Source organism: Oscillospiraceae bacterium (assembly GCA_025757685.1).
In the GTDB taxonomy this organism is placed as follows: Bacteria; Bacillota; Clostridia; order Oscillospirales; family Acutalibacteraceae; genus CAG-217.
This window is the reverse complement of the sequence record CP107220.1, coordinates 1,688,644-1,703,723: the sequence shown is the minus strand read 5'-3', so window position 1 is coordinate 1,703,723 and position 15,080 is coordinate 1,688,644. Positions and strand designations below refer to the sequence as shown.

Annotated in this window: 17 protein-coding genes; 9 read left to right on the top strand and 8 right to left on the bottom strand. The window is 52.9% G+C overall.

Annotated elements, in window-relative coordinates; genetic code table 11:
• Positions 1-91 precede the first annotated feature (91 nt).
• The gene (locus OGM59_08040; GenBank protein UYI90647.1) at positions 92-649 is read left to right on the top strand and encodes a hypothetical protein; all 558 of its coding nucleotides are present in this window, start codon (positions 92-94) and stop codon (positions 647-649) included.
• An 18-nt stretch (positions 650-667) separates the two neighbouring features.
• Complete coding sequence (locus OGM59_08035) at positions 668-916, top strand: hypothetical protein (GenBank protein UYI90646.1); 249 nt, start codon at positions 668-670, stop codon at positions 914-916.
• 129 nt (positions 917-1,045) lie between these two features.
• Here OGM59_08035 and OGM59_08030 read toward each other — a convergent pair whose 3' ends face one another.
• Together OGM59_08030 and OGM59_08025 are read right to left on the bottom strand one after the other, a co-directional pair.
• Positions 1,046-2,053 carry a GGGtGRT protein gene (locus OGM59_08030; protein UYI90645.1) on the bottom strand — a complete coding sequence of 336 codons (1,008 nt, stop codon included), beginning with the start codon at positions 2,051-2,053 and terminating at the stop codon, positions 1,046-1,048.
• A gap of 18 nt (positions 2,054-2,071) precedes the next feature.
• Entirely contained in the window at positions 2,072-2,764 is a 693-nt protein-coding gene (locus OGM59_08025) for a hypothetical protein (protein UYI90644.1), read from the bottom strand.
• Between the two features lie 197 nt (positions 2,765-2,961).
• Here OGM59_08025 and OGM59_08020 point away from each other — a divergent pair, with 197 nt between their 5' ends.
• From OGM59_08020 to OGM59_08005, 4 genes are all read left to right on the top strand, one after another.
• Positions 2,962-3,228 carry a PqqD family protein gene (locus OGM59_08020; protein ID UYI90643.1) on the top strand — a complete coding sequence of 89 codons (267 nt, stop codon included), beginning with the start codon at positions 2,962-2,964 and terminating at the stop codon, positions 3,226-3,228.
• Positions 3,229-3,676: 448 nt separating this feature from the next.
• On the top strand, positions 3,677-4,321 hold the full coding sequence (locus OGM59_08015) for a TetR/AcrR family transcriptional regulator (GenBank protein ID UYI90642.1): 645 nt from the start codon (positions 3,677-3,679) through the stop codon (positions 4,319-4,321).
• Between the two features lies 1 nt (position 4,322).
• Positions 4,323-5,867, top strand: a complete 1,545-nt coding sequence (locus tag OGM59_08010) for a HAMP domain-containing histidine kinase (GenBank protein ID UYI90641.1) — start codon at positions 4,323-4,325, stop codon at positions 5,865-5,867.
• On the top strand, positions 5,845-6,555 hold the full coding sequence (locus OGM59_08005; GenBank protein UYI90640.1) for a response regulator transcription factor: 711 nt from the start codon (positions 5,845-5,847) through the stop codon (positions 6,553-6,555). The genes OGM59_08010 and OGM59_08005 overlap by 23 nt, the downstream gene beginning before the upstream one ends.
• 53 nt (positions 6,556-6,608) lie before the next feature.
• Here the strand turns inward: OGM59_08005 and OGM59_08000 are convergent, their stop codons facing one another.
• The 4 genes from OGM59_08000 to OGM59_07985 all read right to left on the bottom strand — a co-directional run bounded on the left by OGM59_08000 (position 6,609) and on the right by OGM59_07985 (position 10,067).
• The gene (locus OGM59_08000; GenBank protein ID UYI90639.1) at positions 6,609-7,559 is read right to left on the bottom strand and encodes an HNH endonuclease; all 951 of its coding nucleotides are present in this window, start codon (positions 7,557-7,559) and stop codon (positions 6,609-6,611) included.
• 275 nt (positions 7,560-7,834) lie between these two features.
• Positions 7,835-8,164, bottom strand: a complete 330-nt coding sequence (locus OGM59_07995) for an AzlD domain-containing protein (protein UYI90638.1) — start codon at positions 8,162-8,164, stop codon at positions 7,835-7,837.
• The gene (locus OGM59_07990; GenBank protein UYI90637.1) at positions 8,161-8,877 is read right to left on the bottom strand and encodes an AzlC family ABC transporter permease; all 717 of its coding nucleotides are present in this window, start codon (positions 8,875-8,877) and stop codon (positions 8,161-8,163) included. Before OGM59_07990 ends, OGM59_07995 begins: the two co-directional genes overlap by 4 nt.
• A gap of 431 nt (positions 8,878-9,308) precedes the next feature.
• Positions 9,309-10,067 carry an AraC family transcriptional regulator gene (locus OGM59_07985; GenBank protein ID UYI90636.1) on the bottom strand — a complete coding sequence of 253 codons (759 nt, stop codon included), beginning with the start codon at positions 10,065-10,067 and terminating at the stop codon, positions 9,309-9,311.
• Positions 10,068-10,219: 152 nt separating this feature from the next.
• On the opposite strand from OGM59_07985, the gene OGM59_07980 reads away from it, so the two are divergent.
• Both OGM59_07980 and OGM59_07975 read left to right on the top strand, forming a co-directional pair.
• On the top strand, positions 10,220-11,197 hold the full coding sequence (locus tag OGM59_07980) for an aminoglycoside phosphotransferase family protein (GenBank protein UYI90635.1): 978 nt from the start codon (positions 10,220-10,222) through the stop codon (positions 11,195-11,197).
• Positions 11,148-12,536 (top strand): MATE family efflux transporter, encoded by a 1,389-nt coding sequence (locus OGM59_07975; GenBank protein UYI90634.1) that lies wholly within the window; start codon positions 11,148-11,150, stop codon positions 12,534-12,536. The genes OGM59_07980 and OGM59_07975 overlap by 50 nt, the downstream gene beginning before the upstream one ends.
• A gap of 103 nt (positions 12,537-12,639) precedes the next feature.
• Here the strand turns inward: OGM59_07975 and OGM59_07970 are convergent, their stop codons facing one another.
• Positions 12,640-12,948, bottom strand: a complete 309-nt coding sequence (locus tag OGM59_07970; GenBank protein ID UYI90633.1) for a helix-turn-helix domain-containing protein — start codon at positions 12,946-12,948, stop codon at positions 12,640-12,642.
• A 372-nt stretch (positions 12,949-13,320) separates the two neighbouring features.
• On the opposite strand from OGM59_07970, the gene OGM59_07965 reads away from it, so the two are divergent.
• Positions 13,321-14,346: a hypothetical protein gene (locus OGM59_07965; GenBank protein UYI90632.1), complete on the top strand. Its 1,026-nt coding sequence runs from the start codon at positions 13,321-13,323 to the stop codon at positions 14,344-14,346.
• A 276-nt stretch (positions 14,347-14,622) separates the two neighbouring features.
• Here OGM59_07965 and OGM59_07960 read toward each other — a convergent pair whose 3' ends face one another.
• Positions 14,623-14,976: a cupin domain-containing protein gene (locus tag OGM59_07960; protein ID UYI90631.1), complete on the bottom strand. Its 354-nt coding sequence runs from the start codon at positions 14,974-14,976 to the stop codon at positions 14,623-14,625.
• Between the last annotated feature and the right edge of the window lie 104 nt (positions 14,977-15,080).

Genomic DNA, 15,080 nt, shown 5'->3' with positions numbered 1-15,080 from the left:
TAGCCTAGATAATATTTGTCTATTGACTTTTAGATAAATATTATCTATAATTGAATATACGAAAGAAAAATGCAGGATAGGAGGAATAAAAATGAAAGGGTTAGCCGTGCTTTTCTTTTGGGTCTTTGTGGCTTTTTTGGTGTGGGTGATTGTAGCGAAGAAGAAAGGCGGTCCCATGAAAATACAGCTGATCGTTTGTATTGCGGCGTTTGCGTTGTTTGCTTTATGCACCGGTTTGTCCGGCGGAAAAAGTGCGTCGACTAAGCCGGAACCTACCATCACAGCGCCTGCGATAACAGAAGCCACCACTGCAAAGCCCACGGTGGACACGCTGGATTTTGAGATCACTGCCGGAAAACACGGTACATACGGTAAGGATCTGGTGCTGAATAAAGATACGGAATTTGAGGATCATATCATCGGATATTTTGTGCCCGCAGGTACTTATCAGGTGACCAATGTGGATGCGTACCCTACCCAGATGACCGTGTACCAAAATAAAAAGGTTAAGCAGGGCGAATGGGAAGAATGGGCGAACGGTAAAGCTTATTTGCTGGATGTGCAGGAGACCAAGTCCGTGACCATTCCGGAGGGCTATTTTATTAAGGTCACGGAGCCGACCCACATTCACCTGGTTCAGAAAAAATAAGGGAAAGGAGAGAAGAATATGGTTTGTCCAAATTGCGGCAGCACCAATGTGCTGGTGACCAACGAGCAGACAAATGGCAAAACAAAGACCAAAAAGCGGGGGATCATTCCCAATATGCTGTATAAAATGCTGCGCCTTTTCTGCTGTCTGATGATTTTTGGCTTTTTTATGCCCAAGACGATGACCAAGAGCAGCACCAAGTTTAAGAATGCAACCGTAGGCATTTGCCAGGATTGTGGGCATAAGTTTACCGTGAGTAAAGGATAAAATTTGTGGAGTACGCGGCGGGAGCAAGCCCCCGCCCTACGGTCAACTGAGGGAGCGCCCTCATAATATAACGCAAAAAGAAACCCCCACACGCCGGGCGTGCGGGGGTGATTTTATGCCGTTTTTGGCTTATTTGGTGGCTTCTTCCACAGCCACTGCGCAAGCCACGGTAGCGCCTACCATGGGGTTGTTGCCCATACCGATCAGGCCCATCATCTCAACGTGAGCGGGAACGGAGGAGGAGCCGGCGAACTGTGCGTCGCCGTGCATACGACCCATAGAGTCAGTCAGACCGTAGGAAGCGGGACCGGCAGCCATATTGTCCGGGTGCAGGGTACGGCCGGTGCCGCCGCCGGAAGCCACGGAGAAGTACTTTTTGCCGTTCTCCAGGCACCACTTCTTGTAAGTGCCGGCAACCAGGTGCTGGAAGCGGGTGGGGTTGGTAGAGTTACCGGTGATGGAAACATCTACGCCCTCGTGCTTCATAATGGCAACGCCCTCAAGCACATCGTTGGCGCCGTAGCACTTTACGGCAGCGCGCTCGCCGTCGGAGAATGCCTTTTCTTCCTCAATCTTCAGCTCGCCGGTGTAAAAATCATAATCGGTCTTTACATAGGTGAAGCCGTTGACACGGGAGATGATATAAGCAGCGTCCTTGCCCAGGCCGTTCAGGATGACCTTCAGGGGCTCTTTGCGAACCTTGTTGGCGGTACGGGCAATGCCGATTGCGCCCTCAGCGGCAGCAAAGCTCTCGTGGCCGGCCAGGAAAGCGAAGCACTTGGTGTCCTCGTGCAGCAGGCGGGCGCCCAGGTTACCGTGGCCCAGACCTACATTACGCTGCTCGGCAACGGAACCGGGAATGCAGAATGCCTGCAGGCCGATACCGATGGCTGCAGCAGCCTCGGAAGCGGTGGCCACACCTTTTTTCAGTGCAACGGCCACACCCAGGGTGTATGCCCAGCTGGCGTTATCAAAAGCGATGGGCTGCACGCCCTTTACGATACCGTCTACATCAATGCCCTTGGACAGGCAAAGATCTCTTGCCTCCTCCAGGCTGGAGAGACCGTACTCGGCAAGGCACTTTTCGATCTTGGCAAGTCTTCTTTCCTTGCCTTCAAACTTTACATCATTTGCCATGGTATTGTCCTCCTTCTCTTATTCTTCTCTGGGGTCAATGTACTTTGCAGCGTTAGCAAAGCGACCGTAGTTGCCAATGTTTGCCTCGTAAGCCTCGTTGGGGCTCTTGCCGTGACGAATATCCTCCAGCATTTTGCCCAGCTTTACGAACTCATAGCCGATGACCTCGCCCTCTTCGTCCAGAGCCATGCGGGTCACATAACCCTCAGCCATCTCCATGTAGCGCACGCCCTTCAGCTTGGTGGAGAACATGGTGCCCACCTGGCTGCGCAGACCCTTGCCCAGGTCCTCCAGAGCAGCGCCGACAACCAGACCGTCCTCAGAGAATGCAGACTGAGAACGACCGTAAGCCAGCTGCTTGAAGATCTCGCGCATAGCCACATTGATGGCGTCGCACACCAGGTCGGTGTTCAGGCACTCCAGCAAGGTCTTGCCGGGCAGGATCTCTGCGGCCATAGCGGCGGAATGGGTCATACCGGAGCAGCCCACAGTCTCCACCAGAGCCTCCTCTACGATACCGTTCTTCACATTCAGGCTCAGCTTGCAGGCGCCCTGCTGGGGTGCGCACCAGCCGATACCGTGAGAGAAACCGGAGATGTCGCTGATCTGGTAGCTCTTGACCCACTTACCTTCTTCAGGAATGGGAGCCGGACCGTGATGCGGACCCTTTTTAACGGTACACATCTGCTCAACTTCATTTGAATAAGTCATGATGATTTACTCCTTCCAACAATACTTAATAATTTATCAAAATTACCAAGGTTATTATAACCATTTTTTTGCTGCGCTTCAAGACTAAAACTATAAAAAAATGTCGCTATTTGTAAGAATGTTTTAAGCAAGTTGTTGAAAGTTTTGCCCCAATACAGTATAGTATAGGTAAAAGAATGACTTTGAGGTGACTTTTTATGCAGATCAAACCGGGCTTTGCCATGCGCAAGATCGCCGGCAGCAACATAGTGGTGCCTGTGGGCGCCGCCTCGTCGGATTTTAACGGTATGATTACCCTGAACGATACCGGGGCTTTTCTTTGGAACTGCTTTTTGCAGCCCACCACCGAAGCGCAGGTGGTTGAGGCGCTGATGCATGAGTATGAAGTGGAACGGCAGCGTGCTGCCGCGGATGTGGCGCATTTTGCCGCGCTGCTGCGGGAGAACGATTTGCTGGCGGAATGAGAAATTGCGGGCGGCAGGTTGCCACGCCTACGAGGAGTCATCCTTGTACAAAAGGAAAGGTTGCAAATTCTATGCCCCCCTTGCAAAGGGTGACTCCCCGCAGTGCGGGGAGATGTCGCGTAGCGACAGAGGGGATGGGCGCCCGTTAGGCGGAAGCGGCATAGCCGCAGGGGGGATTGCGCCAGAGGCGATGGGAAATCCCTCCGTCTGCTCGCAAGCTCGCATCCACCTCCCTTTACAAGGGAGGCAAAAAGGTTGTCATATCGCACCTGTCTGTTAACAAAGGCAGGTGTTTTTTTTGCAAAAAAATGTCAAAAACGGGAAAAAAGGGGCGATTTATTGACATTGATTCCGTTTTCGTGTACTGTTATAAGTACAGGTGTTAGTTATTTAGCACTGTATCATAACAAACACGCTCGTTTTGCGGGCATGTGAAAAGGGGTATCGTATGTCCAAGCGGAATTCCGGGAATAATCCGGAGGAAAAAACAGATCTGCGTATTCGGCGCACCAAAAAGTCCATTCGGGATGCCTTTTTTGAATTGATTGACGAAAACGGATTTGATTCCGTTACAGTCAAGGATATTACCGACCGGGCGCTGATCAGCCGGAATACCTTTTATTTGCATTATGAGGACAAGTTTGATCTGCTTAATAAAATCAGCAATGAGCTGATGCGCAAAGTGTATTGGCGGGTGAGCAAAGATCTGATCAAGATCAAGGATCTGGACTTTACCATTGATTGCACCGCCGCACTGCTGATCAGTATTCAACGGGTGATCGACGAGGATCGGGATTTGTATCGGTTGCTGTTGACGGATCCGGGCACCGTGGTGTTCTCTGAAAAGATCGAGAAAACCATTCGCACGGCGTTGGACCTGATCAAAGGGGACATTGAGGGGATCAGTGACCTGAGCATTGAATATATTATTACCGGTATGAAAGGGGTTATTCGTTACTGGGTGACCCATGATGATATGGATATACAAACCGAGGCGTACAATTTTGCCCGGATTCATCTGGGCTCCATTTTGGAGATTATTCGTCACAGCAAGGATGTAAAGCACGGACGGGTTCCCCGGGAGAGCTATTGATATGTCCGGCAAAAAGCCAAAGCGTTCTTCCAAGAACTTAAAGATCAACACCCGCATTGTGCTCACCACCGTGCTGGCCATTGCCATACCGCTGGTGCTGGTGGCGCTGGTGTGTCTGGGGCTGCTGCACAGCACCTCCCACACCTTTCAGTTGGCGGCGGAGACGGCGGACAGGTACAGCCTGGTCAACCAGATCGGCTGGAATCAGACGGTGAGCAACCTGTCCGATGTGTTGCTGCGCACCAAAGATACGGATGCAGAAAAGCTGGCGGATATTACCGCCTACGCCGCACCGCTGGAGAAGCGGGGCGTGGCGCTGGAAATTCGACGGGGTGACAAGGTATTTTATCGAAGCGCTGGGTGCAAGGATGTGCTGGGGCGTGCCCGGCAGATCGTGGCCTTTGATTCGGAAAAAAATGTGTACCACTTCGGCCAGGACGGGCTGGTGATCGTCAGTCATGTGCAGGCCGGGGATCAGCGCTGCCGCCTGGTGCTCACCGGCACCGGCTATACGGTGGCGGATCAAACGGAGCCGACGGCGCGGGGCACGCTGTCGCGTCTGTTGATGGGGCGTACCGGATTGGTGGTGCTGGCCATTGTACTGATTTTTGCCGCTGCGGTGGCGGCGTTTTCTTTCTTTACCAGCCGCACCATTGTGCGCCCCATTCAGAAGATTGCCCGGGGAGCGGACGCCATTGCCGGCGGCAATCTGGATTATCAGATCGACTATGACTCTACCAATGAGTTGGGCCAAACGGTGGAGAGCTTTAACGCCATGCGCCTGCGGCTGAAAGAGACCATTGAGAGCCGCGAAAAAAGCGAGCAATTGCGGCGGGAGATGACCGCCGGCTTTGCCCATGATCTGCGCACTCCGCTTACCAGCATTAAGGGCTACGCCGAGGGGCTGCGGGACGGCATTGCCAACACGCCGGAGAAGCAGCAGCGGTATTTGCAGACCATTTACGACTCCGCTGTGCAGACAGAGAAAATTCTCGATGATCTGCTGGCGCTGTCCAAGCTGGAGCTGGGCAGCACAGGCAACGATCGCTCCATTGTGCAGCTACAAGCGGTGCTGGATGATGCTGCGCCGGAGCTGACGGCTTTTATGGAGGACCGCGGCTGTACCTTTGCGCTGGAGAATCACTGCCCGGCAGATACGCAGATTGAGATCGACACGGACGCTTTTCGCCGGGTGTTTTTGAACATTCTGGGCAATGCGGTTAAGTACGCTCGCCCGGGTGTGCCCGGTCGGTTGGCATTGACGGCCACCGCCTATGATCGGGTGGTGATCCTGGAATTTGCAGACAACGGCATTGGCGTGGATAAGGATCAGCTGCGCAAGATTTTTGACGCCATGTACCGCACGGATCCGGCCCGCAGCCAGGTGAGCCAGGGCAGCGGACTGGGGCTGGCAGTGTGCAAGCAAATTGTAGAGCAGAACGGCGGCTCCATTTGGGCCCGCAGTCATACGGATGCGGGGCTGTCGATTTTTATTTCGTTACCCAAAAGGGAGCGTGTTGCAGATGAAGCAGATATTGATTATTGAGGACGACCCACGCATTGCCGGGCTGGAGCGGGATTATCTGGAGGCGGCAGGCTTACAGGCATCGGTGGCAGCGGACGGCCCCTCCGGACTGCGCACGGCGTTGGATGGTCGGTTTGACCTGATTTTGCTGGATATTATGTTGCCGGGAATGGATGGACTGGAGGTTTGTCGCTCCATTCGCCGGGAGCAGAATGTACCGATTATCTTAGTCAGTGCCAAGAAAGAGGATTTGGACAAGATCAAGGGCCTGGGCGTTGGTGCGGATGACTATGTGGTTAAGCCCTTTTCCCCCAGCGAGTTGGTGGCCCGGGTGCTGGCGCATATCAGCCGGTATGAGCGGCTCACCGGCGACGGCGCTGCGCACCCGCCGACCAAGGACGCAGTGCTGGAGAGCGGTGCCCTGCGGTTGGATCCTGCCACCCGCCGTGCTTGGTTTCGGGAGCAGGAGGTGGCGTTGACCAATAAGGAGTTTGAGCTGCTGTATTTTTTGGCCGGCCACCCGGACGAAGTCTTTAGCAAGGAACAGCTGTTTGATCGGATTTGGCAGTACAACAGCTTGGGCGAGACCTCTACCGTCACCGTTCATGTGAACCGGATTCGAGACAAATTCAAGGAGCTGGATTCTAATTTAGATCTGATTCATACAGTGTGGGGTCGTGGCTATCGCTTTGTCCCCGCTGCGGTGTAGATGAATAAACCAAATACCCCTGAACCGAAGTGTTGGTTCAGGGGTGTTTGGTATTAGTCTAACAGTTTGGCTCCCTTGGAGCGATTGCATTTCCAGCATAAAGTTTGCAAGTTGTCTACACTGGTCATACCGCCTTTTGAGATGGGGACGATATGGTCGATCTCCAGCAGCAAGTGTGGCTCTTCCTCAACACTGACGCCACATTTTTGACAAGTATAATGGTCACGCTGTTTAATGGATTCACGCAACGCCGGAGTCATCAATGCACGCTGCCCTGCGGCAGACTTTTTGAACTTGATGGTATCAGACAAATATTGTACAAATTTCTCCAAATTTGGAATATCCATAACAATGTCATAGGCAAAAGAACTGTTGCCGCCAGAGCTGGTGTATTGAAATGTGTACTTGGGAAAGTACATGTTGCTCAGGTCAATGTCCTGAAAACCCAGTTTGCGCAATAGCCGTCTGCGCGAAAATTTCATAATGATTTTCGGAATGTCATTTTGAATTTGTGCGAGTATATCATTTCGCTGCTGTACCAGTAGTTGCTTACCTTGCTCAACGGCGGAAAATTTGTTTAAGACGGACTCAAACATTTCCAAAGTGTTTTCGTTCGGCTTAATATTGAAGTATTTGCACAAATACTTGAACGGCTGATTTTGTGCATTGCTGCAAACCTGGCGAGAGCAGTTATATACAAATTTGGATTGTTTGCGGGCATTGAACGCTGGGCGACGGTAATTCCATTTGCTGTTGTTTACAAAAGTTGCCTGACCGTAGTCTATATGTTGTATTTCTGAATAGCAATCTTTCAGCGTTTCGATATGTTCGTTTAGCGCATTGCAATCATTGGTGTAGCTGGAAATGCGCTCTTTAATGGATAGAAATTTTTGGCTTTTGTAATACACGCTTTGGTAAATCAGCCAAACGATCAGCAGTAGAGGAATACCAAAGCAAATAAAGACTGTAAGAATGAAAGAAATGGTGTACGCAGCAGTTTCCATAAAATTATCCCCCTAAGAATAAAAAGTGCGCAGCAAAGCCACGCACAAAAAACGCATGGTTTGCTGCGACACAAGTGATTCTGCATAAGGCATGCGAAAATCCCACGCATTTTTATCGAGAGATAAAAAAAGCATGTCCTGTATGCAGAAAAAATATTCACTTGTGTCGCAAGGCTATTGTACCATGAATCTGCTGTGTTTGCAACTAAAAAATTATTGAGATAAAGAATGACCGCACCATTTCCGGTGCGGTCATTTTTGTATTTTTGTTTTTGTCACACAAACACAAAGTGGATCAGGAGCATATAGCCGATGGTGCCCACAGCGATGCTCAGGAGGGTGTTTTTGCGCCACAGATGCACCCCGGCGGTGAGCGCCACGGCGATCAGCTGGGGCACAATGTAGTTCACATTGCCCTGCTCAAAATCCTTAAGACAATAGACGATGAGAATGCCCAGGATCGCTACCGGCAGCACATTGCCCAGGTACTGCACGAACTTGGGCACCTGCTTTTTGCCCCCAAACAGGGCAAATGGAAATAGGCGGGTGGCAAAGGTACAGACGGCGGCCACCAGCACCATGATCAGCAAATGGGTGTTGGTCATTTGGCAGCCCTCCGTTCCGGATCAAAGAAGGGGCGACCGGCGGACAGCACCGCCACGGTCAGCACCAGGGAGGGAAGCAGGAATTTGTCTGCCCCGAAGATCAGCAGGCACAGAATGCCGGCGCACAGCCCCAGAGCGCCGATCAGCCCGGCGCGACCCTTTTGGTTGCGGATCAGGTCAATAAAAATCACCACAAACAGGGCGGTCATAGAGAAATCAATGCCGGTAAAGTCCATGGGCAGGGCGGCGCTGAGCAGCGAGCCCAGCACGGAGCCGATGATCCAGTACACATGGTCAAGCTCGCCGATGAGAAAGCGCGCCCGGGGCTCGTCCACCCCATCCGGCACAGACAGGATGGAGGCGTTTACCGAGTAGGTTTCGTCCGTTAAAGTAAAGATCATAAAAGGATAGCGCCAGCCGCCGGCCTTGAACTTTTCAATATAAGACAGGCCATAGAACATGTGGCGGGTGTTGATAAACAGCGTCATCAGTGCGGTGGTGGCCAGCCCGGCGCCGGAGGAGATCAGCGACACCAGCAGAAACTGGCCGGACCCGGCATACACCAGCAGCGAGATCAGCGCTGCCCACACCCAATTGTAGCCGGCCTTAAACAGCATGATACCGAACGCTGCGCCTAAAAACAAGTAGCCGAACAGCACCGGCAGTGATTGCTTGAACGCAAAGCGCAAAGTCGCGCTTTTGTTATATTTCATAATTCCCTCTCCGCATACATAAAATGTGCACAACGATTATACCACCTTTTGCGGAAGAATCAAGGGTGAAGTGCGGTGGCGTGGGGATTTGCAGCGCGTGCTTGCGTCTTTTGTCTATCGTACCGTATTTGATTTGATGCTTGGTAGGGGCGGCAATCTGCCGCCCGCAAATTCCTCAGTCAGCTGCGCTGACAGCGCCTAACTGGCGCCCGTCCCCTTTGTCGCTGCGCGACATCTCCCCGCACTGCGGGGAGTCACCCTTTACAAGGGAGCCTAAGGTGTTGTAACCGATTTGCCTCCCTTGCAAAGGGAGGTGGCTGCGAGCTTGCGAGCAGACGGAGGGATTGGACGGCGGGAGCAAGCCCCCGCCCTACGGCAAGTAAAACAAAAAAACTGCCCCTTGATTTTCAAGGGGCGATGTTATTATACATTCACTTTTCCGTGCCCAGCAGGGCGGTGTATTCCCGTGGGGTCATACCGAATCGGCGCTTAAACAGGGCGATAAAATGGGATTGGGAGGAGAAGCCCAGGCTGTAACACACCTGCTCGGCGGCGCAGCCCTCCCACAGCAGGGTTTTGGCCAGCTCCAGCTTTTGGGCGGTCATATAGGTGCTCAGATTTACGCCCAATTCGCATTTGAACAGATGGGAGAGATAGTCCGGCGACAGGCCGCAGTGGGCGGCCACGGCAGCCACCGTCAGCTTGCGGTCCGGGTTTTTGTTGATATAGGCAATGCAGCGGCGCACATGGGGTGAGTAGGTCAGGTCCTTTTGCGCCCGGCTGACCATATTGGTCAGTTCAATGGCGCCGTCCACAATGGCGGCGTGCACGGTGCGCTTGGTGCTGGCCGCGTCAATGCGGCGAATAAAATCGTCCGAATACGCATAGGCGTTGCTTTCGCCCAGTCCTCCTTGAATGGCGTAGCGGGTGGCCAGGGTGATAAAGCTGACAGCCATATATTTTTGCTGCTGCAAGTCGTTCTCTGACATTTGGCCTACGGTAATATTTTGTATGCCGATCTGCCCCAATTCGTAGATCAGCTTTTTCAGATCACCCCGTTGCAGGCAGGAGAACAGGCGCACCTCGTCCCGGTATGGGGTATGGTGCAGTCGCTCCAGCGCGTGGTGCCCGGTTTCTTCCTTGACGCTTTTCGGGATCACCCGAATACTCATTAAAGATGCACTATCCATTTGAATTCCCCCTAAGTGCAGTATAGCTGCCCGGAGGCTGTCCGTCAACCGGGGCGGCGCAAGTCGATGGGGATTTGTTGTATTTTCGCGGCTTTTTGATAGACAAAATAGGGGGGTGTGCTATGATAGCGTTGGAAAGGAGTGACCAAAATATGAAAAGTAAGACCAAGACTCTGCCTACCGACGCGGTGCTGCGGGATATGCTGAAACAAGCCGGACTGGACAGCGCGGGGGTGCAATTTCGGCTGCTGGGGGACGGTATGTTCAACGCCGTTTTTGCAGCGGAGACAAACCCGCCGGTGGTGATGAAGATTGCGCCCAGACCCCAGGTGCCGGTGATGACCTATGAGCGGGATATGCTGGCCACCGAACTTTACTGGTACGATCAGATCCGGCAGCACACGGAGATTACCGTGCCGAATATTCTGTATAGTGACCCGGCGGGCAACCTGTGCGGCGCGCCCTGGGTGGTGATGGAGCGACTGCCCGGGGTGCACCGAGACAAGTGCCCGCTGCCAAGTGCGGAGAAACACCGGCGCACGGCGGAGATGTTGGCGCAGATCCATAATGTGTCCGGCACGGGCTACGGTTATGTGCAAAATGGACTGTATGAGAACTGGGCGGACGCTTACATTTCCATGATCGAGAACCTGCTGGCAGATGCCCGGCGTATGGGCAAGACCAGCCGCCGCGGGCAGCGCCTGCTGGCGTATGCCCGGCAGTATCGGGCGGTGCTGGCGACGGCACCTTGCGTGATGGTGAATTTTGATCTGTGGAGCAGCAATATCCTGTGCCATACGGTGGGCGGACAAACCCGGTTTGCCTGGATCGACCCGGAGCGCAGCCTGTGGGGCGACCCGGTGCTGGACTTTTTGCCGCTGGAGTCCTTTACCGCGCCGCTGGACAAAAAGATTTTGTCCTTGGCAGCCCACAACGCCCTTTGCCGGGTACCGGTGCAGGTCAACCGAGAGACCCGGCTACGCTACGCCTTTGCCCAGGGGTTGCTGGCGTTGATCCAGGAAGTGGAAAAATATTATCGCTATACGCCCTTGAGCCAGGGCTGGATGGTGGATATAGGTGGTGCTTCTGTGGCTTACAAGGCGGCCTTTGCCGCTTTGCGCCGTGGGTAAGGGCGGGCGCCAAAAGGCGCAGGACAAGGCGCAGGCGCTGACCACTGCGCCGGTGACCGGCCGTCTGTTGCGGCACCTGCCGTACACTCTGGCTTCGCTGCTCTTTAGTGCCTTTTATAATGTGGCGGACACGTTGTTTGTCAGCCACGGGGTAGGCGACCTGGCGGCTGCGGGAATCAGCGTGGTCTTTCCCCTGACGGTTTTGCAGGGCGCTATTGCCCAAATGGTTGGCGCCGGTGCCGGGGCGATGGTGTCGCCCTGTTTGGGGCAAAAGGACTACCGGGCGGCAGGCCGGGTCACAAAAAGCGCCATGGCGTTCTTTTACACCACAGCGCTGGGGATCACCTGTATTTGCTTGTTGTTTCGCACGCCGCTGCTGCGGCTGTTCGGTGCCACGGCAGAGATCTTGCCTTATGCTCGCACCTATTTTACTATTTTGGCGGCGGGCAATGTGTTCTCCACCGGGTTTTCGTCTATTATACGGGCGGAGGGGCGTATGGATTACAGCCTTTGGATCTGGCTGTTGCCTACCGGGGTGAACTTGCTGCTGGATTGGTTGCTGATCTATCGGCTGCACCTGGGCATTGCCGGTGCGGCCTGGGCCACGGTGATCGCCCAGGCGGCGAGCTTTTGTATGAGCGTATTGTTTTTCACCCGGTTTTCCTGCCAGCAATTCCGTGGCGTGCGGGCGGATCGCGCCACCGTGGGGCGGATCTTGACTCTGGGGCTGCCCACCTTGGTACAAATGGGCAGTCTGTCTGTTGTGCTGGTGGTGATGAACGGTTTGTTGGCGCCTCGGGCAGGCACAGTAGGTGTGGCGGCCTTTGGCTATGTGAGCCGGTTGGCGGAATTTGCCTTGGCGCCGTTCTCCGCTCTTTGCTTGGCAGCAGCGCCTATTATCGGCAGCAGCTACGGCGCCGGACTGCACTGCCGGGTGCGCCAAACGGTGGTGCGCACGGTGCAGTTGGGATTGGTGTATGCGGTGGTTGCTGTGGCAGTGTGTTATGCTTTGAGCGGAGCGCTGCTGGGTATTTTTACTCGCGATCCGGCGATCGTGCAATTTGGTACCCACTGCTTGCGGCGGTTGGCACCGGCTCTTTTGTTCTTGCCGCCGGTACTGACGGTGAGTGCCTATTTCCAGTCGATAAACCGAGCCAAATCGGCGCTGGTTACTGCCGGTGCGCTGCCGTTGTGCCTGTGCGTGGGTGCGTGCCTGGCGGCACCCCTGGGCACCGGGGCTGTTTGGTGGGCCGTGCCCATTGCTGCCGCCGTTTGCGCCGTATTTTGCGGGGCGCTTTATATTCGGCAGGCAGGGAAAAGAAAGCGTCGGGCTTTGTAGCTGGTGTGATGTTGTTTGTAATTTTCGGTAAGGGGGCAGATTGCCGCCCTTACGGTTTTGGATATACAAAATAAAAAGGAACGGCATTGCCGTTCCTTTTTCATTATTTATCTATACCTAAGAGAATGTCTACTGCATTTTGCAGATTTGGTTTTTCTCTGTAAGCGGTAATGACTTGGCGCTCGTGCTCGGTCAAGTTTTGTTCCGGTGTCGGCAAATCTAACAATTCGCTGGGTGAAACCTCCAGCGCACGGCACAGCTTGGCCAAAATATCTGCGTTTGGGCGACAGGCGCCTTGCTCCCAGTTGGACAGGCGACCGCTGCTGATATGCAAACGGTTGGCCAATTCGACTTGCGTTAGGCCGCGTGCCTCACGGAACTGGCGAATTCTGGCACCGATTTCATACTTCAAGACCATCACCTCTGTATTGATTATACACAACAAAATTGAAAATTCAACACCGTTTTAAAGAAATATTGTAATTAAATGTTGACAATAAAGAAAGTCTTTATTATAATTGTATTGACTACAGAAATTCTTTAGAATGGTGATGGATATGTGCGTTTATGAACGAGTGCGATTATATCTGCGCAAAAATCATATCCATCTGCACACCATTGCCAAGCAAAGCGGCATGTCCGGGGTGGCGTTTTATGCAATGCTGCACGGTTGTCGCCCTTTGTATGCGGACGAATTGCGAGCCATTTGTTTGGCACTGCAGGTGCCGCCGGAGACTTTTATAGAAGGTTGGCAGTCAAGAATAGAAAGTTGGAGGGAAAGAGAATGAGCGATCAGGTACAAGACTTGAAGAAAGCGCTGAATTTAGAAGTGTTTATCCGGGACAAAAAGGACGAACTGAACCGGCTGGAGCGGGAGCAATTCAAACAAAAGCCGGATCCCCCGCAGCACCAAACGATCCAACCGGCGTATCCGGAGAAACCAAAGCCGGATTATGGATATTATTTGCGGCACTATAACACGAAAGCGACTCGGGTACTGAAAATATATCATGTAAAAAATGTATCATCGGCGATTTTGGTATGGTTTGTTATTCAAATTATGCTCTCTGTCGTTAACTTTATTGCCAATCGTATTCCAATTGAGACGGTTAGTCATATCGTAAATGGAATTGCTTATTTAGTCGATTTGGCACTGATTATTCCGCTTCTGATTTTCTTCTTTTCCAGTCGATTTGATTACAGAAAGAAAAAGGAAGATGTGCGCAGCGCTATGGCGGCGGAACAGCCGGACTATGTGGCGGCTTGCAAGGCGGCAGATGAACAGGCTGCCCGGGCTCAGCAAGAAGAAGACGCACGATATGCGGCGGCAAAGAAAAAATACGAAGAAGAAACTATGCCCCAGTATGCGCAGGCGCTGGATGCTTGGACAAAACGCAAGAATGCTGAACTGATTAAAGGGCAGCAAGAACTGGATGCGGCGGTACAGCAGCTAATGGCTCATTATGAGCAGACCAAAATACTGCCTCTGTCTTACCGGCGTATTGATGCTATGCAGCACATTTATGATACCGTTTCTACATCCAACTGCACTATTCAGCAGGCCATTGACCTGTACGATCGGCAGGAACAGTACAAACTGGAGCAGCAGCGACTGTATCAGCAGGAAGAGGCTAATGAGTTGCAGCGAGAGGCCAACGCACAAGCCGCGGAACAGGCCAGACTGATGGAAGAGCAAAACGATATTGCAGATCGTGCCAGAAAAGAGGCCAATATTGCCGCAGTGGTCGGAGCCGTGCAGCGCCACAGTATCAATAAGAAGCTGAAGGAAGTAAGTGATCCAAAGAAGTAAGTAATCCAAAGAAGATAAAATAGAAAATCCCCGAGCTGCTGCCCGAGGATTTTTCTGTTTGGCTGTATTTAGCACACCGGTTACCTTGCTCCCTTAGTCGCTGCACTACATTATCTCACTGCACCTCAGGGAGTCACCCTTTACAAGGGGGCCTAAAAGGTTGCAAAACAAAGCCTCCCTTGTAAAGGGGGAGGGGTTGGACGGCGGATGCTGTTTTTGGAACAAGCCAAACAAAAAAACGCGCCCCTTGCAACAAGGGGCGCCAAAGGGTTTGAATTATTCTTTTTCTTTCTGTTCTTCCCGGGGCAAAATGTCCTTTCGGGCGGGGGTGAAGAATTCTAGCCAGCGGGTATCCCGATAGACCCGGCAAAAAGCGTGGGGCACATTGCCGGGCACCTGCACAATGTCGCCGGCGTGCATACGGCGCACTTCGTCGCCCACCTGCATATCAATCTCGCCCTCCAGTAGGTAATCCACCTGGGTGTGTGGATGGCTGTGGGGCGGCTGGGCAGTGCCAGCCTTGCACTCCATTAAGACGAACATATAGTTTTTGTCGCTGCACAGCAGCTTCCGCCGGGCGGTGGGCATCAGCTGCTCCCAGGGCAGATCCTGGTACGGGTTCAGTTGCATAGGAATATCCCCTTTTCGTTAGGATAACTTCACTATACACCCGGGCAGGAATTTATGCAAGAAAAAAGGTGTTGACTTTAACGCTTTTATGTGCTAAACTAAAA

Coding starts and splice junctions, on each gene's coding strand:
- OGM59_08005 (UYI90640.1), top strand. CDS start 5,845: ATGAAGCAGATATTGATTATTGAGGACGACCCACGCATTGCCGGGCTG.
- OGM59_08000 (UYI90639.1), bottom strand. CDS start 7,559: ATGGAAACTGCTGCGTACACCATTTCTTTCATTCTTACAGTCTTTATT.
- OGM59_07980 (UYI90635.1), top strand. CDS start 10,220: ATGAAAAGTAAGACCAAGACTCTGCCTACCGACGCGGTGCTGCGGGAT.
- OGM59_08035 (UYI90646.1), top strand. CDS start 668: ATGGTTTGTCCAAATTGCGGCAGCACCAATGTGCTGGTGACCAACGAG.
- OGM59_08010 (UYI90641.1), top strand. CDS start 4,323: ATGTCCGGCAAAAAGCCAAAGCGTTCTTCCAAGAACTTAAAGATCAAC.
- OGM59_08015 (UYI90642.1), top strand. CDS start 3,677: ATGTCCAAGCGGAATTCCGGGAATAATCCGGAGGAAAAAACAGATCTG.
- OGM59_08020 (UYI90643.1), top strand. CDS start 2,962: ATGCAGATCAAACCGGGCTTTGCCATGCGCAAGATCGCCGGCAGCAAC.
- OGM59_08030 (UYI90645.1), bottom strand. CDS start 2,053: ATGGCAAATGATGTAAAGTTTGAAGGCAAGGAAAGAAGACTTGCCAAG.
- OGM59_07985 (UYI90636.1), bottom strand. CDS start 10,067: ATGGATAGTGCATCTTTAATGAGTATTCGGGTGATCCCGAAAAGCGTC.
- OGM59_07960 (UYI90631.1), bottom strand. CDS start 14,976: ATGCAACTGAACCCGTACCAGGATCTGCCCTGGGAGCAGCTGATGCCC.
- OGM59_08040 (UYI90647.1), top strand. CDS start 92: ATGAAAGGGTTAGCCGTGCTTTTCTTTTGGGTCTTTGTGGCTTTTTTG.
- OGM59_07965 (UYI90632.1), top strand. CDS start 13,321: ATGAGCGATCAGGTACAAGACTTGAAGAAAGCGCTGAATTTAGAAGTG.
- OGM59_07995 (UYI90638.1), bottom strand. CDS start 8,164: ATGACCAACACCCATTTGCTGATCATGGTGCTGGTGGCCGCCGTCTGT.
- OGM59_08025 (UYI90644.1), bottom strand. CDS start 2,764: ATGACTTATTCAAATGAAGTTGAGCAGATGTGTACCGTTAAAAAGGGT.
- OGM59_07990 (UYI90637.1), bottom strand. CDS start 8,877: ATGAAATATAACAAAAGCGCGACTTTGCGCTTTGCGTTCAAGCAATCA.